This window comes from Streptomyces sp. NBC_00234, from assembly GCF_036195325.1.
Taxonomy (GTDB): domain Bacteria; phylum Actinomycetota; class Actinomycetes; order Streptomycetales; family Streptomycetaceae; genus Streptomyces.
The window spans coordinates 4,611,859-4,636,857 of record NZ_CP108101.1 but is presented as its reverse complement, the minus strand read 5'-3'; the positions used below and the strand labels follow the sequence as shown (position 1 = coordinate 4,636,857).

Below are 24,999 nucleotides of genomic sequence, written 5' to 3'. Positions count from 1 at the left end.
CTCACATCCGGAAGATGCCGAAGCCGCCGCGGGCGCCCTCGACCGGTGCGGTGTGGATCGCGGACAGGCACATCCCGAGGACGGTCCTGGTGTCGCGCGGGTCGATGACCCCGTCGTCGTACAGCCGCCCGGAGAGGAACATCGGCAGGGACTCCGACTCGATCTGCTGCTCCACCATGGCGCGCAGCCCGGCGTCGGCCTCGTCGTCGTACGGCAGGCCCTTGGCGGCGGAGGAGGCGCGCGCGACGATCGACAGCACGCCCGCGAGCTGCTGCGGCCCCATGACGGCGGACTTGCTGCTCGGCCAGGCGAACAGGAAGCGGGGGTCGTAGGCGCGCCCGCACATGCCGTAGTGCCCCGCGCCGTACGAGGAGCCCATGAGCACGGACAGGTGCGGTACCCGGGAGTTCGCCACCGCGTTGATCATCATCGCGCCGTGCTTGATGATGCCGCCCTGCTCGTACTCCTTGCCGACCATGTAGCCGGTGGTGTTGTGCAGGAAGAGCAGCGGGATGTCGCGCTGGTTGGCGAGCTGGATGAACTGGGCGGCCTTCTGCGACTCCTCGCTGAACAGCACGCCCTGGGCGTTGGCGAGGATGCCGACCGGATAGCCGTGCAGGCGCGCCCATCCGGTGACCAGGCTGCTTCCGTACAGCGGCTTGAAGGCGTCGAAGTCGGAGCCGTCGACCAGCCGGGCGATGACCTCGCGCGGGTCGAAGGGGACCTTCAGATCCCCCGGCACGATCCCGATCAGCTCGTCCTCGTCGTACGCGGGCGGCTCGGCCGGTCCCGGATCGGCGTGCGCCTTGCGCCAGTTGAGGCGGGCTACGATGCGCCGGGCCTGGCGGACCGCGTCCTGCTCGTCGACGGCGAAGTGGTCGGCGAGACCGGAGGTCCGGGCGTGCATCTCCGCGCCGCCGAGCGACTCGTCGTCGCTCTCCTCGCCGGTCGCCATCTTCACCAGTGGCGGACCGCCGAGGAAGACCTTCGACTGCTCCTTGATCATCACGGTGTGGTCGGACATGCCGGGGACGTACGCCCCGCCGGCGGTCGAGTTCCCGAAGACGACGGCGACGGTCGGGATACCGGCGGCCGAGAGGCGCGTGAGGTCGCGGAAGAGCGCCCCGCCGGGGATGAAGATCTCCTTCTGCGAGGGGAGATCGGCGCCGCCGGACTCGACGAGGCTGATGCAGGGCAGCCGGTTGGCGAAGGCGATCTCGTTCGCCCGCAGGGCCTTCTTCAGCGTCCAGGGGTTGGAGGCCCCGCCGCGCACGGTCGGGTCGTTGGCGGTGATCAGGCATTCCACCCCCTCCACCACTCCGATCCCGGTGACGAGGGAGGCACCGACCGCGTACGCGGGGTCACTGCCCCAGGCGGCGAGCGGCGACAGCTCCAGGAACGGGGTGTCCGGGTCGATGAGCAGCTCGATCCGCTCCCGGGCGAGGAGCTTCCCGCGCTTCCTGTGCCGGGCCACGTACTTCTCGCCGCCGCCCGCGAGCGCCCTGGCGTGCTCGGTGTCGAGCTCGGTGAGCTTCGCGAGCATGGCTTCGCGGTTCGCGGCGTACTCGGGGCCGGTGGTGTCGAGTGCGGTGGGCAGGACGGTCATGCGTTCACCTCCGTGGTGTCCAGCAGCGATACGGGGACGGGCAGGTACCGGGACCGCAGCCACTCCCCCAGCGCCTTGGCCTGGGGGTCGAACCGGGCCTGCGCGGCGACGCCTTCGCCGAGGAGCCCGTGGACGACGAAGTTCAGGGCGCGGAGCCGGGGCAGGACATGGCGTACGACGGTGAGCGGCGCGGTCTCCGGAAGGAGTTCCTTGAAGCGCTCGACGGTCAGCTCGTGGGCCAGCCAGCACCAGGCGTCGTCGTCGCGCACCCACACCCCCACATTGGCGTCGCCGCCCTTGTCCCCGCTGCGGGCACCGGCGATCCGGCCGAGCGGGACGCGCCGTGTCTCCTCCTCGGGCGGTGCGGGCGGCAGCGCGGGCTCCGCCACCGCGGCGAGCACCTGCGTGGCGACGGGTTCGGCGACCCGCACGCGTCCGCCGTCCGGCAGGACGGCCACGTGGTCCACCTCGGCCGCGGGCACGGACGCGGCCTCGAACACCCCGTACGGTGCGCCCTTTCCGGGCGGGGCGGTGACATGGAAGCCGGGGTAGCTGCCGAGGGCCAGCTCGACGGCGGCGCCCGAGACGGCCCGGCCGACGGTCTCCGCGTCCTGGTCGCGGACGACGAGGCGGAGGAGGGCGCTGGCCGTCTCCTCGCTTCCGGCGTCGGTGTGGTCGGTACGGGCCAGCTCCCACCGCACCTCGGCGGGCCGGCTGCCGGACCGGGCGAACGCGTCGTCGAACTGGTCCCGTACGAGCCGCGCCTTGGCCTCGATGTCGAGACCGGTGAGGACGAAGACGACCTCGTTGCGCCATCCGCCGAGCCGGACGAGCCCGGCCTTCAGGGTGGGCGGCGGGGCCTCGCCGCGCACCCCGGAGATCCTGACCCGGTCGGGCCCGTCCTGCGTCAGCCGTACGGTGTCGAGCCGGGCGGTCGCATCGGGCCCGGCGTACCGTGCGCCGTTGGTCTCGTACAACAGCTGCGCGGTCACCGTGCCGACGTCGACGACGCCGCCCGTACCGTCGTGCTTGGTGATGACGCAGGACCCGTCGGCGTGGATCTCGGCGAGCGGGAAGCCGGGCCTGCGGATGTCGTGGTCGCCGAAGAACGCGTAGTTCCCGCCGGTTGCCTGGGTCCCGCACTCCAGCACGTGCCCGGCGACGACGGCACCGGCGAGCGCGTCGTGGTCCTCGGGGCGCCAGCCGAAGTGGGCGGCGGCGGGCCCGGTGACGAGGGCGGCGTCGGTGACCCGCCCGGTGACGACGATGTCGGCCCCGGCGCGCAGACACGCGGCGATGCCGGCGCCGCCGAGGTAGGCGTTGGCGGTGAGGAACCCGTCCGGTACGGGGAGGCTGTCGCCCTCGACATGGGCGACGCGCACGGGCACGCCCACCTTCTCGGCCAACTCCCTGACGGCGTCGGCCAGTCCGGCCGGGTTGAGCCCTCCGGCGTTGGTGACGATCTTCACCCCGCGGTCGTGCGCCAGTCCGAGCCCTTCCTCCAGCTGCCGCAGGAAGGTGGTGGCGTATCCGCGCCCCGGGTCCTTGAGCCGGCTCCGTCCGAGGATCAGCATGGTGAGTTCGGCGAGATAGTCGCCGGTCAGGACGTCGAGGGGGCCTTCGGTGAGCATGTCGCGCACGGCGTCGAAGCGGTCGCCGTAGAACCCGGAGGCGTTCCCGATCCGCAGGGCTCGCATCAGCGGTCCTTCCGTGCGGGGCGGCCGGTCCCGGCCGGTCCGGCGAACGCCTGGGCGATGTCCAGCCACTGGTCCGCATCGGTGCCGACGGCCCGGACGGCGAGGTCGTCGCGGTGCGCGCGCTGGGTGACGAGGAGACAGAAGTCGTACAGCGGCCCGGTGACCCGCTGCTCCGCGTTCTCGGGCCCGTACGTGATCAACTCACCTTCGGGCGACAAGAGTTCCACCCGGAACTCCTCCTCCGGCGCCTTGGTCCCCCGTACGAAGTAGGCGTAGTCGCGGGCCCGCACCCCGATCCGCGCGACATGCCGAAGCCGGCCGGTCGGGGCCCTGGTCACACCGAGGGCGTCGGCGACGTCCTGTCCGTGCGCCCAGGTCTCCATGAGCCGGGCGGTCGCCATGGAGGCCACCCCCATGGGCGGCCCGTACCAGGGGAACCTGGTGCCGGGCGCAGCCGCCCGCAGCGCTTCCTGGAGCCGGTTCCGCCCGTCCCGCCACCGCGCCAGCAGCGCGTCGGGCTCCAGTACGGCCACCAGGTCCGCGGCGGCGCGGTCGACGAAGGAGTCGGGGTCGGCCATCGCCGTGCCGACCTCGTCCGCGAAGGCGCCGGGATCGGTGACGGCGAGCAGCGCGACCTCGTCGGTCCAGGCCAGGTGCGCGATCTGATGGGCGACGGTCCACCGCTCGGCGGGCGTGGGTCCCGCCCATGCCTCTGCGCTCAACCCGGCGACCAGCGCGTCGAGTTCGTCGCTCTCCTCGCGCAGATCGTCGAGCACGGAAACGGCTGCGGCATCGGACACGGTGCACTCCCTCGGGGCGTGGCGGCGTGCACAGGAGCATGTCAGCGAGCGGATAAACAAGCAAGCATGCTTGCATGATTTTTCGGCCGGACCCCGCCGGGGAACATACGGAACAATTCAGGGATGGACGACCAACCGCACACCGTGGACGTGCACTTCGACGGCGACAAACTGATCCTCGAACAACACCGGGACGAGGCAGGCACCTTCTACACCTTCCCCCTCACGGACACCGCGGAGCCGCCCGGACCGCGCGCCGCACTCCCCTGGGCCGAGGCCCTGCACGCCCGCATCCACCCGATCGGTACGGCCGAGAAGGTCCTGCGCGCCTGGTCCACGGGCCGGCCGCCCCGGGGCACGGCGCCCCACTACGACCCGACGACCGTCCCGCCCGTCCGCGTCCGCGCGGGCTGCGTCGTGATCCGGGACGACCGGATGCTCCTGATCCGGTGCGAGGACGAGGGCACGCACTACGAGATCCCGGGCGGCGGGGTCGAGGCCGGCGAGACCCCGGAGACGGCGGCGGTCCGCGAGCTGCGGGAGGAGACCGCACTGCACGGCACGCCGGTGCGCGAGGTGGCCAGGACCTGGCGGGAGAACCGCCGGGGTCACTACTACCTCATGGCCGCCGAAGGGGAGGTCGGCGCCGCCGAGACCCTGGACAACTACGGGGGCCGCCCCGAGTGGGTCCCCGTGCGGGACCTCCCCACGACCCCCCTGTGGCCCCGGCGGCTCTCCTGGCGGATCGCCCACTGGCACAGCACGGGCTGGCCCGTCCACCCCGCCGAGCTGGCGGACTCGATCAACGACCTGGACCGCCCGTGCAGTTGGTGACGGCTCCCGGGGTCAGCCGGCCCCGTCGCGCCTGACGCGGCGCGCCTCGGCGCGGCGGGCGGGTGCGCCCGGATCCTCCGCCGCGCCGGCCGTCCGCAGCCGGGACGCGGTGTGGTGAGCGGTGTCGAGCCTGGCGGCGACGGCGGCCAGCACGGGGCTGCCGGGCCGGGCCCGGAGGTGGAAGTGCGAGAGCTTGACGGGGTCGAGGTCGCCGCCCCAGGTCACGGTCCCTTCGCAGTCCGCGAGGATGTCGCGGACGATCAACTCGTGGTGCGGCCACATCCCTTCGCCGCCACCGAGCGGGTAGGCGGTGGGATGGAGGGCGACGGCGGTGCCGGACAGGTGGTTCGACTCGAAGTCGGCGCCGATGGCGCGGCGTTCGGTGTGGGCGGTGATGCCGCCGCCCTCGCCGGTGTCCAGGGGGGCGATCTCGTAGTGCCAGCGGCGCGCGACGTGCAGCAGCACCGTGGCGGCGGCGCCCTCGCACAGGGCGGCGGAGGCGCCGGACCCCTCGATGCGCAGGGTACGGATGGCGTCCGGGTCGATGGGCCAGCCATTGGCCGACACGTCGCCGCGCCACCGGCCGGGGCCCGTACGGGTCTCGGCCGCGGCGGCCGGGGCGGGGATCAGGGTGCCGTGCGCGAGGGCGAGCACTCCGGTGCCGGCGGCGGCACCGAGGAAGCCACGTCTGGTGATCACTGAGGTCCTTTCGGCGGAGGCGGAGGGGTCGATCGCACGCGTTAGGAGACGGCGGAGACGCCGGGGTCGCCGCCCGAGCGCCAGACGTTGTGGTCCAGTCCCCAGCCCGGCTGGAACTCGTACTCCCTGATCTGGTTGAACGACCAGTTCGCCGGCAGCGGGTACCCCAGGTTCCCGGAGAAGCCCCACGACATGCCCGAGACGAAGGACCAGCGGGCGCCGCCCTCGTGCGAGACGCGGATGCAGACGTTGCGGGAGCCGTAGACACCGAAGTCGTAGCGGTTGCCCAGCTCGGCGAGACCGGCCGCGACACCGTTGAAGTACGGCAGGATGTTGCTCTCGATCTCGGAGTCCATCGCGTCGTAGTCGACGGCGAAGTAGATGCAGGCACCGGCACCGATGCCGTGCTCGACGGACTTCGCGTGGGCCTTCTTGCCCTGGTCGTAGCCCTTGTCGTACGTGAAGTTCGCCAGCTGCGTCCCGTTGTACTGGAAGATCGGATACAGCCGCAGGCCCGCGTCGTAGATCCGCTGCGGCTCCCCCGGCTTGAGGGCCTTGCCGAGGTAGTAGGGGTCCGAGGGCGGGAGGTGCTCGTCGAGATAGCGGCCGACGATCCGGTAACCGCTCGCCCGCAGGGCCTCGCCGCGGGCGGCCGTGATCTCGGTGATGCAGTCGCAGCCGGTCGCGGGGCGGTCCGTGTCGCCCGAGGACACCAGGAGCTGGGCCCACGTCGTGTAGTCGTTGGTACCGGTGACGGGAATCTGCGAGAACTCCTGGAACGAGCGCACCCATTCCAGGTGCGTACTGGTCTCGGTGTCCGTCCCGATGTCTTCCGGCCGGTACATCAGCGGTGCGCCGTTCGGCAGGATCGTGGGCGAGTTGAAGTAGCACGCCGCACGGAACTGGTGGCGCAGATGGCCGGTCAGCGAGCCGGAGCCCTTCTCCCTCAGTCCCGCCTGGGTGCCCGGTCCGAAGTACCCGGTGATGGCGGACGGGGCGATGCCCAGCTCGTACTGGATGGACATCATGAAGCCCTGCTGGACGTCACGGGAGTAGATGCCGTCACAGGGCACGAGGCTCATCGCGGGGATGCCGACACCGGCGACGTAGCGGGAGTTCAGCCACATCTGGACGTTCTTGATGTTGATGTCCCCGGTGGGCACGAGCCGGAACTGGTCCATGCGCATGAGGGCCTTGGAGACGTGGGGCCACATGGCGTTGCGCTGCGACAGATTTCCGTACGACAGGCCGATGTCGCCGTAGAGATCGCTCAGCGCGCTCTCGGATTCGTCGGTCCACACCCCGAGGTTCCTTGAGGTCCAGTAGCCCTTGCACCATAAGGCGCTGTTGTAGAGACGGACGAGGTTCGCGTTGAACTCGCTGCCGGGCAGCGTGTTGCGGTTCTTGACCGCCGCGAAGGTGCCGGGCCCGTAGTTCTGCGTCGTGGGAGATATCCCGAGTTCGTGCTGGAGCCCCTGGGTCAGCGAGAGTACGGTGGACCAGCCCGTGTATCCGAAGTCCGGGCATCGCACATATCCGGGGGCCACTCCGTCGTAGGCGGCGTTCACCCATTTCTGCACGGCCCACACATAGATGTCCGCCACGCCGCGCCACGAGGCGGCGGGGTCGATCGTCGTACCCGGCCGCGCGTAGAGGTGCAGGTTCCCGGGGCACTCGGTGTCGTACTCGAACGAATGCGGACGGATCTGGGTACCGGCCGGCCGGGGAGCCTCCTCGCGCAGGTGCTCGATGAGGTTCCTCATCGACCGCAGCGTGTCCTCGTCGGCCAGGTCGTCGGAGCGCATGAGGCTGCAGATCGAGTAGAACCCGGCGTTGCGGCCCAGGCCGTCCACGTAACCTTCGTGGTTGGCTTCGCCGCGTTCGTATCCACGGCCCTCATAGATGTTGCCGTGCATACAGATCAGGAAGTTGTAGCAGATGTCGGGCGGGACGCCGTCCTCGTCCGCCTCGCCGTCGCCTCTCCAGTCCGCGTAGACCTCGGCGATGTCCCTTCTGCAGTCCTCCTCCGTCGTGAGGTCGGCGGCACTGCCGCCCCCGCGGTGGTGGATGAACACCCCACCGGCCTGGGGAGTCCACGCGCGCTGCTCGGTGGGATCCGGAGGCGCGGCAGCATGCGCCCGGTGCTCCTCGTCCACGTACGGGGCCCAGGTACTACGCGGGTTGATGTACACAGACATGGTCCCTCGCCTCTTCTCGCTCATGCCGTCACTCCGCCGTGCATGCCTATTGGAGGGGCAGCGCGGAGCGCACGCCAGAGGTTTGCACCCAGTCGCAAACGGAGCCTTTGCTTCCGAAGCGCTCGACCGGACGTCCGGGCGATCACCCCCTGGCGCCCGGCCTCACCGCCGTCCGCGTCCTCCCCGTCGACGACTGAGCCCGAGGGCGGGGGTCACGCCTTGCGCCGACCGCCCACCTGGCTGCGTACCGCGCCCATGCTCGCGCCGATGACCAGCGCTATGGCCAGGGCGTCCGTAGAGGACAGGGCCTGGTCGAGGATCAGGAAGCCGGCGGCGGCGGCGATGGCCGGTTCCAGGCTCATCAGGACCGCGAAGGTGGGAGCGGGCAGGCGGCGCAGGGCGATGAGTTCGAGGGTGTACGGGAGGACCGAGCTCAGCAGGGCCACCGCGGCACCCAGCGCGATCGTGGACGGGACCAGCAGTTTCGAGCCCGCGTCCAGGATGCCCAGGGGCAGGGAGAGCACCGCGGCGACGACCATCGCCATGGCCAGGCCGTCGGCCTGGGGGAAGCGCCGCCCGGTGCGGGCGCTGAAGACGATGTAGGCGGCCCACATGGCGCCCGCGCCGAGTGCGTACGCCGCGCCGACCGGGTCCAGGCTGCCGAAGCCACCGCCGCCGCCCAGCAGGAAGACCCCGGCGACGGCGAGGGCCGCCCAGACGAGGTTGACCAGGCGGCGGGAGACGATCACCGAGAGGGCGAGCGGACCCAGCACCTCCAGGGTGACCGCGACGCCCAGCGGAATCCGTTCGAGTGCCTGGTAGAAGAGGATGTTCATGGCGCCCATCGCGCCACCGAACGCCAGCACCGTGCCCCAGTCGGCCCGCGAGTGGCCGCGCAGCTTGGGGCGGCACACGATCAGGAGCACCACCGCGGCGGCGACGAGCCGGAGGGTGACGACGCCGAGGGCGCCCGCCCTCGGCATCAGCAGGGCCGCGACCGCCGCTCCGAACTGGACCGAGAGACCGCCCGCGACCACCAGTGCCACCGGGCCGAGCGCCGCTCCCCGGCCACCGGGCCGGCCCCGCCGGGCGGTATCGGACCCGGGAAGCGCGGCGACCGCCTCGGGTACGGCGACTGCTGCCGGTTCTGCGGCACTGCGCGGGACGTCCACCTGGGTCCGGCCTTCCGAAAGAGAGATTCGGTGCACTTCACTGCACTCTTCGATCCAAGATACTGCACTTAACGCGCAGGATTCATCCCTCCACCGTAGGGAGCCGGGCGGTTCGCGTGAAATGCCGTTTGCGCTCCGGTTATGCTCCGCACGCATGAACACGGGACCCGCCGCCGGCCGCTCCATCGAACTCCGGCATCTGCGCGCCTTCCTCGCCGTCGCGGACGAGGGCAACGTCACCCGCGCCGCCGCCCGCCTCCACCTCACCCAGCCGGCCGTCTCCCGCACCCTCGCCGCCCTGGAGAGACACCTGGGCGTCCGGCTCGTCGACCGCTCCACCCACCACCTCGACCTCACCCCCGAGGGCGCCGCCTTCCGCGACAAGGCCACCGCCGCGGTCGCCGCCTTCGACGAAGCGATCGACCCGGACCGGCTGCGCCACTGGCCGCTGCGGATCGGGCACGCCTGGTCCGCCTTCGGCCCGTACACCACACCGCTGCTCAGGGCCTGGGAGGAGCGCCACCCGAGGACCCCGCTCGAACTGCTGCGGATCGACGACCGCACCGCGGGCCTGACCCGCGGCGAGGTCGACGCGGCGCTGCTGCGGGGACCGGTCGGGACACCGGGGCTGATCACCGAGGTGCTGTTCACCGAGGACCGGGTCGCGGCCGTGACCGCGGACGGACCGCTCGCCGCCCGCACCTCGCTCAGCCTCTCCGACCTCACGGACGGCCCCGTGGTCCTCAACACGGTCTCCGGGATCACCACCCTCGAACTCTGGCCCCCGCACGACAGGCCCGCGATCACCCTCACCGTCGCGAACACCGACGACTGGCTGACCGCCATCGCGGCGGGCCGCGGTTCCGGGGTCTCCGCCGCGTCCACCGCCGCCATGCACCCGCACGCCGGGGTCGCCTACCGGCCGCTCGACGACGCCCCCGCCGTCCCGGTCCTCCTCGCCAGGCGGGACGGCCCCGGGCACCCGGCACTGCCGGAACTCGCCTCCCTGGCACGGGAGATCGTCGGCGGAGCCCGGCAACAGCCCCACGGGACGGAGGGTTGAAGGACCCGCTCAGCCGCCGGCCGGGCCCGACTCCTCCAGCCCCTCCGCCAGCACCTCCGCCAGGTGCCGGGCCCGGCGTCCCGCCAGCTGGTCGAGCTGGGTGCGGCACGAGAAGCCGTCGGCCAGGAGTTCCGTGCCGGGCGCCGCCGCCCGCACGGAGGGCAGGAGCTGCTCCTCGGCGCAGGCCACCGACACCTCCCAGTGGCCCCGCTCGAAGCCGAAGTTCCCGGCGAGCCCGCAGCAGCCGCCGCTCAGCTCGCCGGTGAGACCCGCCCGTGCGCGCAGCCGGCGTTCGGCCGCGTCGCCGAGGACCGCGTGCTGGTGGCAGTGCGTCTGGCCCGCGACGGGACGGTCCAGCCGAGGCGGGGTCCACTCGGGCGCGTACTCCTCCAGGTACTGCGCGAACGTACGCACCGACGCGGCCAGTTCGGCGGCGCGCGGATCGTCGGGAAGCAGCTCCGGCAGGTCGGTACGGAGCGTGGCGGCGCAGCTCGGTTCGAGCACGACGAGCGGCTCGCCGAGGGAGGGGCCCATCCGGTCCAGGGTGCGGCGCATGACCCGGCGGGCCGTGTCCAGCTGCCCCGTCGACACGTACGTGAGTCCGCAGCACACCCCGCGTTCCGGGTACCGGACGGAACTGCCCGCCGCTTCCAGGACGCGGACCGCCGCCCGGCCCACCTCGGGCGAGAGGTGCTCGGTGAACGTGTCGGGCCACACCGTCACGACCTGCTCGTCCGAGGGGATCACCGCGCCACGCTGTCCGCGCCTCCGCGCCCACCGCCCGAACCGTTCCCGCGCCAGCACCGGGAGGGCGCGCTCCGGGGCGATCCCGGCCAGGCGCTTCGCCAGCGCGGCGAGCGGGCCGATCCGGGCCAGCGCGTTGAGGACGCCCGCGAAGGGGGCCGTCAGGCGCAGCCACCGGGGCAGCCGGCCCAGTGCGTAGTGGGCCGCGGGCCGCAGCCGTCCCTTGTAGTGCTGGTGCAGGAACTCCGCCTTGTACGTGGCCATGTCGACGCCCACCGGGCAGTCGCTGCGGCAGCCCTTGCAGGACAGGCACAGGTCGAGCGCGTCCTTCACCTCCTCCGACCGCCAGCCGTCCGTGATCACGTCCCCGGCCAGCATTTCGTGCAGGAGACGGGCCCGGCCCCGGGTCGAGTGGGCCTCCTCCCCCGTGACGCGGAACGAGGGACACATGACGGCCGGTCCCGTCGCCTCCGCCGTACGGCATTTCGCGACGCCCACACACCGTCTGACCGCCGCCGAGAAGTCACCGCCGTCCTGCGGGTAGCCGAAGGCCACGTCGACCGGGCGGCTCGGCAGCACGGCGAAGCGGAGGTTCTCGTCGAGGCGGGCGGGGCGGACGAGGATGCCGGGGTTCATCCCGCCGTCCGGGTCCCAGAGGTCCTTGAACCGGGCGAAGACGGCGACGAGTTCGTCTCCGTACATCCGGGGAAGCAGTTCGGCGCGGGCCTGCCCGTCCCCGTGCTCCCCGCTGAGCGAGCCGCCGTGCGCGACGACGAGGGAGGCCAGGTCCTCGGAGAAGCGCCGGAAGCCGGCCACGCCCCGCGGGCTGAGCAGGTCGAAGTCGATGCGGACATGGATGCAGCCGTCGCCGAAGTGGCCGTACGGGGTGCCGCGCAGACCGTGCGCGGTGAGCAGGGCGCGGAACTCGCGCAGATACGGGCCGAGTCGGGCGGGCGGGACGGCGCAGTCCTCCCAGCCCGGCCACGCCTCGCTGCCGTCGGGCATCCGGGTGGCGGTGCCGGACGCGTCCTCGCGGATGCGCCAGAGGGCACGCCGTTCCGCGGCGCCCATGACGACGGCGGCGTCGACGGCGTCGGCGGCCCGCACGATCCGCTCGGCGTGGGCGCGTGCCTCGGCGGGGGTGTCACCGCCCGTCTCGACGAAGAGCCAGGCCGCGCCGCGCGGCAGCCCCGCCGGTTCGCGGACGAGGTCGGCGGCCATGCCTTCGACGGTGAGCGGGTGGTACGGGAGGAGTCCGGAGGCGGCTTCCGCGGCGGCGGACTCGTCGGCGTACCCGAGCACGGCGAGCGCACGCGCTCTCGGGGCCTCGACGAGTCGTACGGTCGCCTCCGTCAGCACGGCCAGCGTGCCTTCGCTGCCGCAGAAGGCACGGACGAGGCCGGCACCGCGCTCGCGCTCCGGGAGCAGGGCGTCGAGGGCGTACCCGGAGATGCGGCGGGGGAGGTCGGGGAAGCGGGTGCGCAGGGGGCCGAGGTTGGTGTCGATCAGCTCGCGGAGCCCGGGGATTTCCTGGGAGGCCCCTGGCGCACCGAGCCGTAGCCGCTCGCCGCCGTAGCGGACGACGGACAGGTCGTGGACGTTGTCGGCGGTGGTGCCCCAGGCCACGGAGTGCGCGCCGCAGGAGTTGTTGCCGATCATGCCGCCGAGCGTGCAGCGGCTGTGGGTGGACGGATCGGGTCCGAAGGTCAGCCCGTGCCGGGCCGCGGCGTCCCGGAGGTCGTCCAGGACCACGCCGGGCTGGACGACGGCGGTACGTGCCTCCGGGTCCAGGTCCACGATCGACCGCATGTGGCGGGTGAAGTCGAGCACGACGCCGGTGCCGGTGGCCTGCCCCGCGATGGAGGTCCCGCCGCCGCGCGGCACGACCGGCACGGCGTGCTCGCGGCAGACGGCGAGCGCGGCGGCGACGTCGTCGGCGTCGCGCGGGGCGACGGTGCCGAGGGGGACGCGGCGGTAGTTGGAGGCGTCCATGGTCGTGAGCGCGCGGGCGGAGGTACCGAAGTCCACCTCTCCGCGGAGGGCTTCGGCGAGGGCGTGGGCGAGGTCGGAGCGGGCCATGGGGTCAGCATGGCGTGTCCGGGGGCGCCGTCCCTGAACGCCGGACGGCCTGTTCGGGGTCCGGCCCCCTTGGGTGCCGTTTTGTCCTCAAGCGCCGGACGGGCTTGGTTGTGGTGCCCCGGTCCGTGGTGGCCGGTTCGGGGGTGGTCCGGGGCCCCTCCGGAGTGTCTCCTCGGGCAACGAACGTTCGGCGGGTACGGAGCGAACGAACCCGGGTATCCGTTCGTCACCCTGCGGGGACCCTCCTGCACGGCCCCGGACCGGCCGGAACGCAGCTGCGGCCCGTGCCACCGGGCGAGCGGAGACGGGATCGGTGCCGGAGGGTCGCTGCGGGCCGTGCCACCGGGGTGCAGATGACCGCGATACGCGGGTGGGGCCGTGCAGGAGGGTCCCCGCAGGGGCGGGCGTAGGAGCCGGGTTCGTTCGCTCCGTACCCGGGTGCCGCGCCCGTCCCGAGGAGACACTCCGGAGGGGCCCCGCCCGACCCACCACCGGGCAGGTGACGACCCGGGTGCCCCGGGACGACGCGGCGCTACTTCGCGCAGACCGACTTGTCCGCCTCCACCCGCTGGATGCCCTCCGGAGCCTTGTTCGGCGGGGTCAGCGGGGTGCCCGCCTCCGTGAAGTCCGGGCCGAGGGTCAGCCGCATCGGCTCCATCTCGCCCGCGTCCGTCTTCGTCGGCTTCAGGGCCGAGGCCGACAGGCCCATCAGGTCCGCGAGCTGCCGGGCCTGGTCCGCCTGGTTGGGTGCGTAGACGAGCTGGGTCTTCGCGACCTTCTCCGGCGCGTTGGCCTTGTTGCTCGACTTCAGGACGCCCTCGCTGTTCTGCAGCCAGTCGATGGCCTCCTGCGCGGAACCGGACGGGGCGCCGCCGTTGTAGACGTCCACCCGGACGTCCGCCGACGCCGCGCGGGCGCCCTTGAGCTTGGCCGCGGCCTGGGCCTTCTTCTGCTTCTTGACCTCGGTGAGGGAGATGTCCTCGCGGATCATCGAGAAGAGCTGCGGAGCCCGCGTCTTGTCCAGGACGACGGTGGCCTTGACCGTCTCCGCCGGATTGTCGATGACCGGCACCGTCGTGAAAGTGATGTTGTTCATCTCGACGGAGCTCAATTCCATCCCCAGCTTGCGGAGTTGGTTGATGTCGTTGATCTTGTCGTCGACGGTGAGCGCCTCGGTCGCGGCCTCGGCGAGTTTCCACATCTTGGTGGGGCTGGTGAGCGTCTCGTTGGACTTCAGCTTCCGCATCAGCGAGCCGAGGAACTGCTGCTGGATCTCGATACGGCTCAGGTCGCCGCCGAATCCGACGGACTTGCGGGTGCGCAGGAAGGCCAGCGCCTGTTCGCCGTCGAGCGTGTGCTTGCCCTCGGAGAGCTTGAGATGGGACTTCTCGTCGTCGATGTCCTTGGCCAGGCAGACCTCGACACCGTCGACCGCGGTGGTCAGCGTCTTGACCGCGTTGAAGTCCGCGACCATGAAGTGGTCGACCTTGACGCCCGTCAGGTCGGTGATGGTGCGCATGGTGCAGCTGGGCGTGCGTTCGTACTGCCCCAGGCTCTCGTTGAACCGCTTGCCCGGCGTTCCCGCGATGTCCTTCGTCGTGCCGTCGCTCTGGGTGGTCGGGCAGTCCGGGATGTCGGTGATCAGGTCGCGCGGAATGCTCAGCGCGGTGGCGTTCGTACGGTCCTTGGAGACGTGCAGCAGGATCGTGGTGTCGGCGTGGCCGACGCTCCCCTTGTCGCCGTATCCCTCGTTGCCCGCGCCCGTGCGCTTGTCCGTGCCGATCACGAGGACGTTGATCGCCCGGTCCTTGCTGAAGCCCCCGGTCCCCGCACCGTCGTCGGGTACGGCGGTGATGTTGCCGTTGAAGTGCTGGTAGACGAGGTAGCCGCCGGTTCCGACGGCGACCAGCAGGAAGGCCATGACCCCGCCCGTCCAGATCAGCGCCTTCTTCCCGCCGTTCTTCTTCTGCTTGGGCCGGCGCCGGCCGGTCTGCTGCTCGGCCTGCTGCCGGGAGGAGCGCCCGCGGGACGGACGGGACGCCTGCGGGTCCGAACGTCCGCGCTGGCCGGGCACGATGGTCCGTTCACCGCTTCCGGTCCGGCGGCGCGCGGCGCGGCCCGGCGCCGAGGAGGCGGACGACTGCCCTGCGGAGGGAGTCAGTCGCAGTTCGTAATCGCCGGTGTCCGGGTTGAGTACCCACTGGTCAGCGGGGTCGACAGCCTCGCCCCGACCACGGCCTTGCGCGTCCACGGTTCCCCTGCTTCCTCCATCGGGCCCATCAGCCTATCCGCCCGGCTTGACCGCCGTTCCGGCGTCGGGCGGAGATCGTCACATCTCGGCGCCCGTGCGCCGGGCGCACAGGGGCGGCGAAACCCCGCCCCTTGGAGCCTTCGCCGTTAAATCAAACAGAAATGACCACAGGGAATCCCCAAACAAGTCGTCAATTCTCCTATAGTTGCCGAGACTTGATCAGGAATAGTCAGCTCCAGTTATGACATTGCGCCCCTTCATGAACTGAAGCGCCCCTATTGCCCGCCCCGTACCGTCCGCCCCAAGGACTCCGATTGCGCCCTATATTCCGGCCGACCGCACTCGCCCTGCTGGTCTCGGCAGCCGTCACCGGTTCCCTGTGTCTGTGGGCCGTAGCCGCCGCTCCCGCATCGGTACGGACCCCGCTGGCCTGGGGAGCGGGGTCAGCCGCCGTCCTGCTGACCGCCGCGGTGACCGTCGCCGTCCACTCCCTGCTCACGGCGCGCGGTCTGCGCGCGCTGCGGGCCGCCGACGCCCAGCGCTTCACCGCCGAGACCTCCCGGCTCGTCTCGTCGTCCGCCGCCGAGGCGCAGCGCTTCACCGCCGAGACCGCCCGGATCAGGGCCGCCGCCGCCACCGAGACCGCCCGGGTCAACGCCCAGGCGACGGCCGAGACGGCACGGATCACCTCCGAGGCCACGGCGGAGTGCGAGCGCCTCGCCTCCGAGGTGAAGCAGCTGACCACCCGCGCCACCCGCAGCGAGACCGAGCGCTCCGCCGCCGTGGCGGCCTGTGCCAACGCCGCGGGCCGGATGCAGGCCCTCGCCACGAGCATGCTGGCCGACCTCCGCGAGATGGAGCACCGGCACACCGCCGAGGACGTCCTCGGTGATCTCCTGCACCTGGACCACCGCACCGCCCAGGCGGGCCGGCTGGCCGACTCCATCGCCGTACTGACCGGCGCGCGCTCCGGCCGCCGCTGGGCGAAGCCGATCGTCATGGAGTCGATCCTGCGCGGCGCGATGGGCCGTATCGGCAGCTACCAGCGCATCCGGCTGCACTCCACCAGTGACGTCGCGATCGCCGGGCACGCCGCCGAGGGCATCATGCACGCGCTCGCCGAACTCCTCGACAACGCGGCGAACTTCTCGCCGCCCACCGCCGAGGTGCACGTGTACGTCGAGGAGGTGCCCGCGGGCATCGTCATCACCGTCGAGGACAGCGGCCTGGTGATGAGCGACGTGCAGCTGCGCCGCGCCGAACGTGCCGTGTCGTCCGAGAACCAGGACCTCACCGGCATCTCCGGCACCCGGCTCGGCCTCGCCGTCGTCGGCCGGCTGGCCCGTAAGCACGGCCTCACCGTCTCGTTCCGGCCGTCCGCGCGCGGCGGCACGGGCGCGCTGATGATGCTTCCGCAGGAACTCATCTCCCGCGCCTCGGCGCTCGCGCCGGCCCCGGAGCTCCCCGCGACGCCCGATCCGGAGCCGGAATCCGACCGGACCCCGGACGCGGAGTCCACGCCGGCCCCGGACACCGGGGCGGCGCCGGAACCCGCCGAGGGGTCCGAGCCGCGCGAAGAGCACGACTCCGCGTCGGAAACCACGGGCTCACTCCCCCAGTTCGGCGAGAGCGGCCTGCCCAAGCGCCGCCGCGGACGCACCCTCGCCGCCGCCGAATCCCGTACCGGCGGCGTCGGTTCCGACGCCGACACCTCCCGGCCCCGTACCACCGACCCGAAGGTCCAGGCAGCCCGCTTCAGCACCTTCAGCAAGGCGGTACGAGCCAACTCCCCGCACCCGGAAGGCAACACCCGATGACCGCGACCACCGACGAGAAGCTCAACTGGCTGCTGGAGGGGCTGCTCGAACGCACGCCCGGCACCCGGCACGCCCTCGTCCTGTCCCGGGACGGCCTCAAGCTGTGCCGCACCCCGGAGCTCTCCGTCGACCAGGCCGACCAGCTGGCCGCGATCTCCGCCGGTATCCAGAGCCTGTCGCACGGCGCGTCCATCGAGTTCGGTGACGGCACCGGCGGCGTACGGTCCGCGATGGCCGAGTTCTACGGCGGGGTGCTGTTCATCGTGGAGGCGGGAGCGGGTGCGCATCTCGCGGTCGTCGCCTCGGAGGACTCCGACGTCGGCCTCGTCGGCCACAACATGAGCGAACTCGTCGAGCAGCTCGGCGAGCACCTCGTCGCCCCGCCCCGCACCCCCGCAGAAGCGGCTGCCGACGCCTCGGCCGCGGAAACCGCGGACGTATGACGGCGGCGCCCCGTCGCCGCCCCGGCCGCGACGACGACCCGGACCGGCTCTACACCCTCACCGGTGGGCGCAGCCGGTCCGACTCGGCCGCCTTCGACCTGGTGACGCTCGTCGTCTCCGAGTGCGAGCCGTCCCCCGGCATGCAGTCGGAGCACGTCGCGATCCTGCGGATGTGCGAGCGTCCCTCCGCGGTCGTCGAGATAGCCGCGAGCCTGGACCTGCCCGTCAGCATCGTGCGCATCATGCTGTGCGATCTGCTCGACACCGGCCGGATCAGCGCCCGGCACCCCCGTACTGCCCGTGTCGCGGACCGGCTCCCCGACCCCGACATCCTGGAACAGGTGCTCGTTGGACTCCGCAACCTCTGACCGTGCCGCCCTGCAGGCGACGGCCGACAACGGACTGAAGATCGTCGTCGTCGGCGGCTTCGGGGTCGGCAAGACCACCATGGTCCGTTCCGTGAGCGAGATCCGTCCGCTCAACACGGAAGAGACCATGACCCGCGCGGGCGAGGCCGTCGACCACCTCGACGGCGTCCAGTCGAAGACGTCCACCACGGTCGCCTTCGACTTCGGCCGGATCACTCTCGACGCACGCTCGGTGCTGTACCTCTTCGGCGCGCCCGGACAGGAGCGCTTCTGGTTCCTGTGGGACCGGCTGTTCTCCGGCACCCTCGGCGCCGTCGTCCTCGTCGACACCCGGCGGCTCGCCGACTCCTGGTACGCCATCGACCGGCTGGAGCACCACGGGACGCCCTTCATCGTCGCGTGCAACGACTTCGGCGGCCCACTCCACAGCGAGCAGCAGATCCGGGACGCCCTGGACCTCTCGCCGGACGTACCGCTCGTCGAGTGCGACGCCCGGGACCGTTCGTCCAGCAAGTACGTGCTGATCACCCTGGTCGAGCACCTCCAGCAGCTGGCTGCCGCCCGTACCCGGGAAGCCGCCCTGGCGGCAGCCCCGGCATCCATGACTCCGGAGCCCACCCCGTGAACGAGTGCCCCGTGTCCCACGGCTCCGTGCCGCTGTCCGGTCCGCGGTTCCAGACCGACCCCGTACAGCTCTACCGGGACATGCGCCGCGACCACGGCGCCGTCGCCCCGGTCGTGCTCGACGGCGACGTGCCCGCCTGGCTGATCCTCGGCTACCGCGAACTGCACCAGGTCACCAGCGACCCGGTGCTGTTCAGCCGGGACTCCGACCTGTGGAACCAGTGGGACCGCATCCCGGACGACTGGCCCCTGCTGCCGATGATCGGCCGCAAGCAGCCCTCGATCCTCTACACCGTCGGCGAACGGCACAGCCGGCGTGCGGCGATGATCAGCGAGGCGCTGGAGGGCGTGGACCCGTTCGCGCTCAAGCGGTACGCGGAGGAGTTCGCCGACGATCTCATCGACCGGTTCTGCTCCACCGGCCGTACGGACATCATCGCCGACTACGCGATGCTGCTCCCGGCCCGCGTGCTGGCGAAGATCTACGGCTTCTCCGACGAGACCGGGTCCGCGCTCGTCGGCTCGATCAACGACATGATCGACGGCCGGGAGCGGGCGCTCGCCGGGCAGATGCATCTCGCCTCGTCCATGATCCAGCTGCTGGCCGACAAGCACGCCGAGCCCGGCGACGACGTGGTCACGCGGATGCTCGCCAACACCGACGGTTTCTCGGACGAGGAGATCGCCCAGGACCTGATGGTCATGATGGCGGCGGGCCACCAGCCGACCGCCGACTGGATGGGCAACTCGCTGCGGCTGATGCTGACCGACGACCGGTTCGCGGCCTCGCTCTCCGGCGGCCGGCACAGCATCGGCGAGGCGATGAACGAAGTGCTCTGGGAGGACACCCCCACCCAGAACGTGGCCGGCCGCTGGGCCGCCCGCGAGACCCGCCTCGGCGGCCGGCACATCAAGGCGGGCGACCTGCTGCTCCTGGGGATCGCCGCGGCCAACGGCGACCCGCAGGTGCGGACCGACGGATCGGCGCTGACCGGCGGCAACAACGCGTTCCTCTCCTTCGGTCACGGCGAGCACCGCTGCCCGTTCCCCGCACAGGAGACGGCCGAGGTCGTCGCCCGTACCGGCATCGAGGTGCTGCTCGACCGGCTGCCGGACGTCGACCTCGCGGTCCCGGAGGAGCAGCTGACGCGGCGCCCGTCCCCGTGGCTGCGCGGTCTCACCGACCTGCCGGTCCGCTTCACTCCCACGCCTGCCCTCGGAGGCCAGAAATGACCCGGATCGTCCTCGACCCCTTCGTCACCGACCTCGACGCGGAGAGCGCCGCGCTGCGTGCCGCCGGCCCGCTCGCCGAGGTCGAACTGCCGGGCGGGGTGCACTGCTACGCCGTCACCCGCCACGCGGAGGCGCGCCAGCTGCTGACCGACAGCCGCGTGGTGAAGGACATCAACGTGTGGGGCGCCTGGCAGCGCGGCGAGATACCCATGGACTGGCCGCTGATCGGTCTGGCCAACCCGGGCCGCTCCATGCTGACGGTGGACGGCACCGAGCACCGCAGGCTGCGCACGCTGGTCGCGCAGGCGCTGACGGTGAAGCGGGTGGAGCGGCTGCGGGCGGGGATCGAGGCGCTGACGAACGCGAGCCTGGACCGGCTGGCTGCGCTCCCCAAGGGCGAGACGGTCGACCTGAAGGCGGAGTTCGCCTACCCGCTGCCCATGAACGTCATCAGCGAGCTGATGGGCGTGGACGCCGCGGACCACCCCCGCCTCAAGGAGCTGTTCGAGAAGTTCTTCTCGACGCAGACCCCGCCGGAGGAGGTCCCGCAGATGATGGCGGACCTCGGCGCCCTGTTCACGAAGATCGTGGACGAGAAGCGCGCGAACCCGGGCGACGACCTGACGAGCGCCCTGATCGCGGCCTCCGAGGACGGCGACCACCTCAGCGACGAGGAGATCGTCAACACCCTCCAGCTGATCATCGCGGCCGGTCACGAGACGACGATCAGCCTGATCGTCAACGTCGTGGAGGCCCTCCAGACCCACCCGGAGCAGCGCAAGCGCGTGCTGAACGGCGAGGTCGCGTGGGAGAGCGTGATCGAGGAGACGCTGCGCTGGAACACGCCCACCTCGCACGTCCTGATCCGCTTCGCGACCGAGGACGTCCAGGTCGGCGACCGGGTCCTGCCGAAGGGTGAGGCGCTGATCGTCTCCTTCGGCGCGCTCGGCCGCGACGAGGAGCAGTACGGACCGACGGCCGGCGAGTTCGACGTCACCCGTTCCCCGAACCGCCACATCGCCTTCGGCCACGGCCCGCACGTCTGCCCGGGCGCGGCGCTGTCCCGCCTCGAAGCGGGGGTGGCCCTGCCGGCGCTGTACGAGCGTTTCCCGGAGCTGGACCTCGCGGTGCCGGCCTCCGAACTGCGCAACAAGCCGATCGTCACCCAGAACGACCTGTTCGAACTCCCGGTCGACCTGGGCTGACCTGGACCTCGTCCACGAGCTGGAGCATGCGTCTCATCCGACGGACACGGTCCTCGACCGTCCACCGGACCGACTACGCTCCGGCTCGTGGCCGATATCCAGATCCCCGCTGACATCAAGCCCGCCGACGGACGCTTCGGCGCCGGGCCCTCCAAGGTGCGGACGGAGGCGCTCGACGCGCTGGCCGCCACCGGCACCTCCCTCCTCGGTACGTCCCACCGCCAGGCTCCGGTCAAGAACCTGGTCGGCGAGGTACGTGACGGTGTGCGCAGCCTCTTCTCCCTCCCCGAGGGATACGAGGTCGTCCTCGGCAACGGCGGCTCCACCGCCTTCTGGGACGTCGCGACGCACGGCCTGATCGACTCGAAGTCCCAGCACCTGAACTTCGGCGAGTTCTCGTCGAAGTTCGCCAAGGCCGCCAAGCTCGCCCCGTGGCTGGCCGACCCGACCGTCATCGCCTCCAACCCGGGCACCCACCCGGAGCCGCAGGCCGAGGCGGGCGTCGACGTCTACGCCTTCACCCACAACGAGACCTCGACGGGTGTCGCGGCACCCATCAAGCGTGTCGCGGGCGCCGACGAGGGCTCCCTGGTCCTGGTGGACGCCACCTCGGGCGCGGGCGGCCTGCCGGTCGACATCACCGAGACGGACGTCTACTACTTCGCCCCGCAGAAGTCCTTCGCCTCCGACGGCGGCCTGTGGATCGCGGTGTTCTCCCCGGCAGCCCTGGACCGCGCCGCGCGCGTCCACGCGTCGGGCCGCCACGTCCCGGAGTTCTTCTCGCTCCCGACGGCGATCGACAACTCGCTCAAGAACCAGACGTACAACACCCCGGCCCTGGCGACGCTGTTCCTCCTGAACGAGCAGCTGAAGTGGATGAACACCCAGGGCGGCCTGGACTTCACCACCGGCCGCACCGCGCAGTCGGCGCGGAACCTGTACGGCTGGGCGGAGGAGTCCAAGCACGCGACCCCGTTCGTCACCGACCCGGCGAAGCGCTCGCAGGTCATCGGCACGATCGACTTCGCGGACGAGATCGACGCCTCGGCGATCGCGAAGGTGCTGCGCGCCAACGGGATCGTCGACACCGAGCCGTACCGCAAGCTGGGCCGCAACCAGCTGCGCGTGGCGATGTTCCCGGCGATCGACCCGGCGGACGTCCAGGCGCTGACGGCCTGCATCGACTACGTGATCGAGAAGCTGTAGCGGTTACGCCTACGGGAACGGCCCTGCACGCTTCGGCGGGCAGGGCCGTTTCCGCATCACTCGACCGGGTGGCGCATCGCGCGCAGGACATGGGCGCGCGCCCCGTCCTACGATGATGGTCTCGACACCCGCCCTTCCAGGAGGCCCGCAATGTCTGCAGCAGCAGTCGAGCACCCCTGTGACGGTGAGCCGGAAGCGTTGCTCGAAACAGCCAACAGACTCATGGAGCAGCTTCCGGGCTACCGCGTCGAGATCATCGGAGGCGTCATCACCGTGGCCCCACCCCCGGACGGCCCGCACGCCCGTGCCCTGACCAAGCTGATGCGCCCCTTCATCGCTGCTGGGCTTGACGACGGAGAATCGGAGGTCCTCCAGGGAATCGGCCTGTGGCTGCCCGGCGGACCCGAGGACTACGCCATCCCCGACCTGGCCATCGTCGACGCCGACCTCGACGAGCACCTGATCGAGAACAACTGCTACGACCCCGCCGTCTTCCGCCTGGTGCTCGAGGTCACGTCCGGCAATTACCAGAACGACCTGCGCAACAAGGTGGTCGCCTACGCCGATGCCAAGGTTCCGGTCTATGTGATCGTCGACCGGAAGCACGACCGGATTCACGTCCTGACCGAGCCCCTGGCCGGCGGATACGACCGTCACGAGGTGTACGCCCCCGGGCAGGAAGCCCCTCTCCCGGCTTCCATCGGCGCCGAAGTCGCCCTTGACGTGGCCGAGTTGGTCCGGGCGGGCCACCCCCGTCCGTAAGCCCTGTCAGTGGCGGTTGCTACCTTCCCGCCCATGACGAAGACCGTGCCGTACACCGCAGGCGGCGAGAAGGAATCCCTGCACACCAGTCTCGACGCGCACCGTGACGTGGTGCTGTGGAAGCTGGAGGGTCTGGACGACGAGCAGTTGCGCCGCCCGATGACCCCCACCGGAACCAATCTGCTGGGCCTGGTCAAGCATCTCGCGACCGTCGAGTACGGCTGGTTCTGCGCGACGTTCGGCCGCGAGACGGAGAAGCTCTGGTTCGACCCGTCCACGGAGGACATGGCGCTCGCCCCGGACGAGACGACCGAGCAGATCCTCGCCTTCTACGGCCGCGCCCGCGCCGCCGCCGACCGGGCGATCGAGGAGATCGGCCTGGACGACACGGGCACCTCCTGGAACGGGAGGACGGTGTCGATGCGCTGGGTCCTCATCCACATGCTGGAGGACGTCGTACGCCACGTCGGCCACATGGACATCGTCCGCGAACTGATCGACGGGGCGACCGGCACCCACCGCCCCGCCTGAGTCCGCCTTCACCCCCCTGCCGCCCCCGCCAGCACCGCCCTGAGCTCGGCGATGCCCGCCGTCCACTGCGCGCCGTCCCCGGATTCGCCCCACAGCTCCGGGAGTTCGGACTCCTCGCCCACCACCCGGTCCAGGGCGCGCACCGCCAGGCCGCGCAGCTCGGGGTCGAGCGGCGGCAGGGGGTCGTCCGGTCCGTACGCCGTGGTCACCGGGGCTCCGCCCGGGCACTGCGCGGCGACCAGCGCGGCGGCGGCCACCGCCACCACGGCCTCGTCGGAGTCGAGGTAGTCCTCGCGGCCCGTCCCCGCCGCGGCCGTCAGCGCGTCCCTGAGCAGGGCCTCGCGCTTGCCGGGCGGCGCGTCGTCCAGCTCGCCGCCGAAATCGGCGGCGGTGTCGTTGTCGAAGTGGCCGGTGTCCCAGGTCCCCATGGCTCCCCCTCAGTCGGTGGAACCATCCTCGCAAGCACCACTGACAATCGGCCTGCGCGCCAGCAGGAACGCCTGCGGGGTCAGCTCGGGGAAGTCGCTCTCCTCGTCGATCTCGCGCACCGTGCGGGCCGTCATCGTCAGCCCTGCCTCGACCAGCAGCCCGGCCACCCAATCCGGTTGGCGACGCCGGAACGCGAGGTCGATGTCGTGCCCGAACGCCTCCGTCCGGTGCTTCACCCCGTCTCCCGCCTGGAACCCCAGCAGGAGGTGGCCTCCCGGGGCGAGCACGCGGAAGAACTCGGCGAACACACGGGGCAGTTCCTCGTCCGGTACGTGGATCGTGGAGTACCAGGCCAACAGCCCGCCCAGTCCGCCGTCCGGCAGGTCGAGGCCGAGCATCGACCCCTCCTCGAACCGCAGGTCCGGGCAGTGGCGCCGGGCCACGGCCAGCATCCCCGGGGACAGGTCGATGCCGAACACGTCCGCGCCCAGCTCGTGCAGATACTTCGTCACCCGGCCCGTCCCGCAGCCCACGTCGGCCAGGGGTCCGCGGTCGCCGTCCCGTACGAGTTCGGCGAAGCTCGTCAGTACCGCCCGGTCAATGGGCTTGGCCGCCAGTTCGTCCTGGAAGGTGGCCGCGTAGGCGTCGGCGAAGGTGTCGTACGAGGCGCGGGTCGCGCTCAGGAAGTCGGCTTCGGTCATGGTGGCGCACCCTAGATGCCGGACGCGCCCGCGCGCCACCGCAGTTCGCCGTCCTCCCACTCGTCCGTCGGTGCGAGCCCGGCCGCCGCGGCGACGGCGGCGGACGCGGCGTGGTCCGGGTGGATGTGCGCGACGACCGTACGGACCTCTCCCCCGCCCAGCAGGTGCGCGACCAGGCCCTCCGCCGCCTCCTTGGCGTACCCCCGGCCCTGCCACCCGGCGCCCACCACCCAGGCCACCTCCGCCCGCGTGCCGCGCACGGTCGCCTGGACGTAGCCGGCCAGGCGGCCGTCGGCGCGTACCCGGATCACCCAGTTCCACCACCGTTCGGCGGGGTCGGGGGAGCCCGCGAGCTGCCGTGCGTAGCGGGCGCGCAGGGCACCCGCGTCCTCCGGAGCACCTCCCGTGTAGGTGTGCAGGGCGGGGTCCGCGAGGACGGTGGCCATCTCGTCGGCGTACGCGGTGTCGAGCGGCAGCGCGTCGAGGCGGGGGGTGGAGAAGGGCTCGGGCCCTGTGGTCGTCGTCATAGGGAGCCGA

The 24,999-nt window shown here is 71.7% G+C and carries 22 protein-coding genes; 11 read left to right on the top strand and 11 right to left on the bottom strand.

What is annotated here, in order from left to right:
* Position 1: 1 nt before the first annotated feature.
* Genes OG230_RS20485 through OG230_RS20475 form a run of 3 tightly spaced genes read right to left on the bottom strand, consistent with a single transcriptional unit; the run spans position 2 to position 4,103 of the window.
* Positions 2-1,606, bottom strand: a complete 1,605-nt coding sequence (locus tag OG230_RS20485) for an acyl-CoA carboxylase subunit beta (RefSeq protein ID WP_328905176.1) — start codon at positions 1,604-1,606, stop codon at positions 2-4.
* Positions 1,603-3,303, bottom strand: a complete 1,701-nt coding sequence (locus OG230_RS20480) for an acyclic terpene utilization AtuA family protein (protein WP_443051344.1) — start codon at positions 3,301-3,303, stop codon at positions 1,603-1,605. Before OG230_RS20480 ends, OG230_RS20485 begins: the two co-directional genes overlap by 4 nt.
* Positions 3,303-4,103: a TIGR03084 family metal-binding protein gene (locus OG230_RS20475; RefSeq protein WP_328905175.1), complete on the bottom strand. Its 801-nt coding sequence runs from the start codon at positions 4,101-4,103 to the stop codon at positions 3,303-3,305. The genes OG230_RS20480 and OG230_RS20475 overlap by 1 nt, the downstream gene beginning before the upstream one ends.
* Before the next feature lie 123 nt (positions 4,104-4,226).
* Here OG230_RS20475 and OG230_RS20470 point away from each other — a divergent pair, with 123 nt between their 5' ends.
* Positions 4,227-4,937, top strand: coding sequence for an NUDIX domain-containing protein (locus OG230_RS20470; RefSeq protein WP_328905174.1), 711 nt, complete (start codon positions 4,227-4,229; stop codon positions 4,935-4,937).
* Positions 4,938-4,949: 12 nt separating this feature from the next.
* Here the strand turns inward: OG230_RS20470 and OG230_RS20465 are convergent, their stop codons facing one another.
* From OG230_RS20465 to OG230_RS20455, 3 genes are all read right to left on the bottom strand, one after another.
* Positions 4,950-5,636 (bottom strand): hypothetical protein, encoded by a 687-nt coding sequence (locus OG230_RS20465; protein WP_328905173.1) that lies wholly within the window; start codon positions 5,634-5,636, stop codon positions 4,950-4,952.
* A gap of 41 nt (positions 5,637-5,677) precedes the next feature.
* Entirely contained in the window at positions 5,678-7,834 is a 2,157-nt protein-coding gene (locus OG230_RS20460; protein WP_328905172.1) for a glycoside hydrolase domain-containing protein, read from the bottom strand.
* Positions 7,835-8,046: 212 nt separating this feature from the next.
* The gene (locus OG230_RS20455) at positions 8,047-9,006 is read right to left on the bottom strand and encodes an EamA family transporter (RefSeq protein WP_328911464.1); all 960 of its coding nucleotides are present in this window, start codon (positions 9,004-9,006) and stop codon (positions 8,047-8,049) included.
* Positions 9,007-9,160: 154 nt separating this feature from the next.
* On the opposite strand from OG230_RS20455, the gene OG230_RS20450 reads away from it, so the two are divergent.
* Positions 9,161-10,069, top strand: a complete 909-nt coding sequence (locus OG230_RS20450; protein WP_328905171.1) for a LysR family transcriptional regulator — start codon at positions 9,161-9,163, stop codon at positions 10,067-10,069.
* Between the two features lie 9 nt (positions 10,070-10,078).
* Here the strand turns inward: OG230_RS20450 and OG230_RS20445 are convergent, their stop codons facing one another.
* Entirely contained in the window at positions 10,079-12,892 is a 2,814-nt protein-coding gene (locus tag OG230_RS20445) for an FAD-binding and (Fe-S)-binding domain-containing protein (RefSeq protein WP_328905170.1), read from the bottom strand.
* A 532-nt stretch (positions 12,893-13,424) separates the two neighbouring features.
* Positions 13,425-15,143: an LCP family protein gene (locus OG230_RS20440; RefSeq protein ID WP_328905169.1), complete on the bottom strand. Its 1,719-nt coding sequence runs from the start codon at positions 15,141-15,143 to the stop codon at positions 13,425-13,427.
* 314 nt (positions 15,144-15,457) lie between these two features.
* Between OG230_RS20440 and OG230_RS20435 the strand changes: the two genes are divergently transcribed.
* The 9 genes from OG230_RS20435 (at position 15,458) to OG230_RS20395 (ending at position 23,332) form a co-directional block, all read left to right on the top strand.
* Positions 15,458-16,960, top strand: coding sequence for a sensor histidine kinase (locus tag OG230_RS20435; RefSeq protein WP_328905168.1), 1,503 nt, complete (start codon positions 15,458-15,460; stop codon positions 16,958-16,960).
* A complete protein-coding gene (locus OG230_RS20430) occupies positions 16,957-17,403 on the top strand; it encodes a roadblock/LC7 domain-containing protein (RefSeq protein ID WP_328905167.1) in 447 nt (148 codons plus the stop codon). The genes OG230_RS20435 and OG230_RS20430 overlap by 4 nt, the downstream gene beginning before the upstream one ends.
* On the top strand, positions 17,400-17,771 hold the full coding sequence (locus tag OG230_RS20425) for a DUF742 domain-containing protein (RefSeq protein ID WP_328905166.1): 372 nt from the start codon (positions 17,400-17,402) through the stop codon (positions 17,769-17,771). Before OG230_RS20430 ends, OG230_RS20425 begins: the two co-directional genes overlap by 4 nt.
* A complete protein-coding gene (locus tag OG230_RS20420) occupies positions 17,752-18,396 on the top strand; it encodes a GTP-binding protein (protein ID WP_328905165.1) in 645 nt (214 codons plus the stop codon). Before OG230_RS20425 ends, OG230_RS20420 begins: the two co-directional genes overlap by 20 nt.
* Positions 18,393-19,628 carry a cytochrome P450 gene (locus tag OG230_RS20415; RefSeq protein WP_328905164.1) on the top strand — a complete coding sequence of 412 codons (1,236 nt, stop codon included), beginning with the start codon at positions 18,393-18,395 and terminating at the stop codon, positions 19,626-19,628. The genes OG230_RS20420 and OG230_RS20415 overlap by 4 nt, the downstream gene beginning before the upstream one ends.
* Complete coding sequence (locus tag OG230_RS20410; protein ID WP_328905163.1) at positions 19,625-20,833, top strand: cytochrome P450 family protein; 1,209 nt, start codon at positions 19,625-19,627, stop codon at positions 20,831-20,833. Before OG230_RS20415 ends, OG230_RS20410 begins: the two co-directional genes overlap by 4 nt.
* 87 nt (positions 20,834-20,920) lie before the next feature.
* On the top strand, positions 20,921-22,039 hold the full coding sequence (serC, locus tag OG230_RS20405) for a phosphoserine transaminase (protein WP_328905162.1): 1,119 nt from the start codon (positions 20,921-20,923) through the stop codon (positions 22,037-22,039).
* A gap of 150 nt (positions 22,040-22,189) precedes the next feature.
* Positions 22,190-22,801, top strand: a complete 612-nt coding sequence (locus OG230_RS20400) for a Uma2 family endonuclease (RefSeq protein WP_328905161.1) — start codon at positions 22,190-22,192, stop codon at positions 22,799-22,801.
* Between the two features lie 33 nt (positions 22,802-22,834).
* Positions 22,835-23,332: a DinB family protein gene (locus OG230_RS20395; protein ID WP_328905160.1), complete on the top strand. Its 498-nt coding sequence runs from the start codon at positions 22,835-22,837 to the stop codon at positions 23,330-23,332.
* Between the two features lie 8 nt (positions 23,333-23,340).
* Here OG230_RS20395 and OG230_RS20390 read toward each other — a convergent pair whose 3' ends face one another.
* The 3 genes from OG230_RS20390 to OG230_RS20380 are packed head-to-tail and all read right to left on the bottom strand — an operon-like array spanning position 23,341 to position 24,989.
* Positions 23,341-23,760, bottom strand: coding sequence for a DUF4259 domain-containing protein (locus tag OG230_RS20390; RefSeq protein ID WP_328905159.1), 420 nt, complete (start codon positions 23,758-23,760; stop codon positions 23,341-23,343).
* Between the two features lie 9 nt (positions 23,761-23,769).
* On the bottom strand, positions 23,770-24,462 hold the full coding sequence (locus OG230_RS20385; RefSeq protein ID WP_328905158.1) for a class I SAM-dependent DNA methyltransferase: 693 nt from the start codon (positions 24,460-24,462) through the stop codon (positions 23,770-23,772).
* A gap of 11 nt (positions 24,463-24,473) precedes the next feature.
* Entirely contained in the window at positions 24,474-24,989 is a 516-nt protein-coding gene (locus OG230_RS20380) for a GNAT family N-acetyltransferase (RefSeq protein ID WP_328905157.1), read from the bottom strand.
* Positions 24,990-24,999: the final 10 nt, after the last annotated feature.

Bases quoted from the DNA above. Each gene is read 5' to 3' on its own strand.
- OG230_RS20485 (WP_328905176.1), bottom strand. From the start codon at position 1,606: ATGACCGTCCTGCCCACCGCACTCGACACCACCGGCCCCGAGTACGCC.
- OG230_RS20480 (WP_443051344.1), bottom strand. From the start codon at position 3,303: ATGCGAGCCCTGCGGATCGGGAACGCCTCCGGGTTCTACGGCGACCGC.
- OG230_RS20470 (WP_328905174.1), top strand. From the start codon at position 4,227: ATGGACGACCAACCGCACACCGTGGACGTGCACTTCGACGGCGACAAA.
- OG230_RS20460 (WP_328905172.1), bottom strand. From the start codon at position 7,834: ATGTCTGTGTACATCAACCCGCGTAGTACCTGGGCCCCGTACGTGGAC.
- OG230_RS20450 (WP_328905171.1), top strand. From the start codon at position 9,161: ATGAACACGGGACCCGCCGCCGGCCGCTCCATCGAACTCCGGCATCTG.
- OG230_RS20445 (WP_328905170.1), bottom strand. From the start codon at position 12,892: ATGGCCCGCTCCGACCTCGCCCACGCCCTCGCCGAAGCCCTCCGCGGA.
- OG230_RS20430 (WP_328905167.1), top strand. From the start codon at position 16,957: ATGACCGCGACCACCGACGAGAAGCTCAACTGGCTGCTGGAGGGGCTG.
- OG230_RS20425 (WP_328905166.1), top strand. From the start codon at position 17,400: ATGACGGCGGCGCCCCGTCGCCGCCCCGGCCGCGACGACGACCCGGAC.
- OG230_RS20410 (WP_328905163.1), top strand. From the start codon at position 19,625: ATGACCCGGATCGTCCTCGACCCCTTCGTCACCGACCTCGACGCGGAG.
- OG230_RS20400 (WP_328905161.1), top strand. From the start codon at position 22,190: ATGTCTGCAGCAGCAGTCGAGCACCCCTGTGACGGTGAGCCGGAAGCG.
- OG230_RS20395 (WP_328905160.1), top strand. From the start codon at position 22,835: ATGACGAAGACCGTGCCGTACACCGCAGGCGGCGAGAAGGAATCCCTG.
- OG230_RS20390 (WP_328905159.1), bottom strand. From the start codon at position 23,760: ATGGGGACCTGGGACACCGGCCACTTCGACAACGACACCGCCGCCGAT.
- OG230_RS20385 (WP_328905158.1), bottom strand. From the start codon at position 24,462: ATGACCGAAGCCGACTTCCTGAGCGCGACCCGCGCCTCGTACGACACC.
- OG230_RS20380 (WP_328905157.1), bottom strand. From the start codon at position 24,989: ATGACGACGACCACAGGGCCCGAGCCCTTCTCCACCCCCCGCCTCGAC.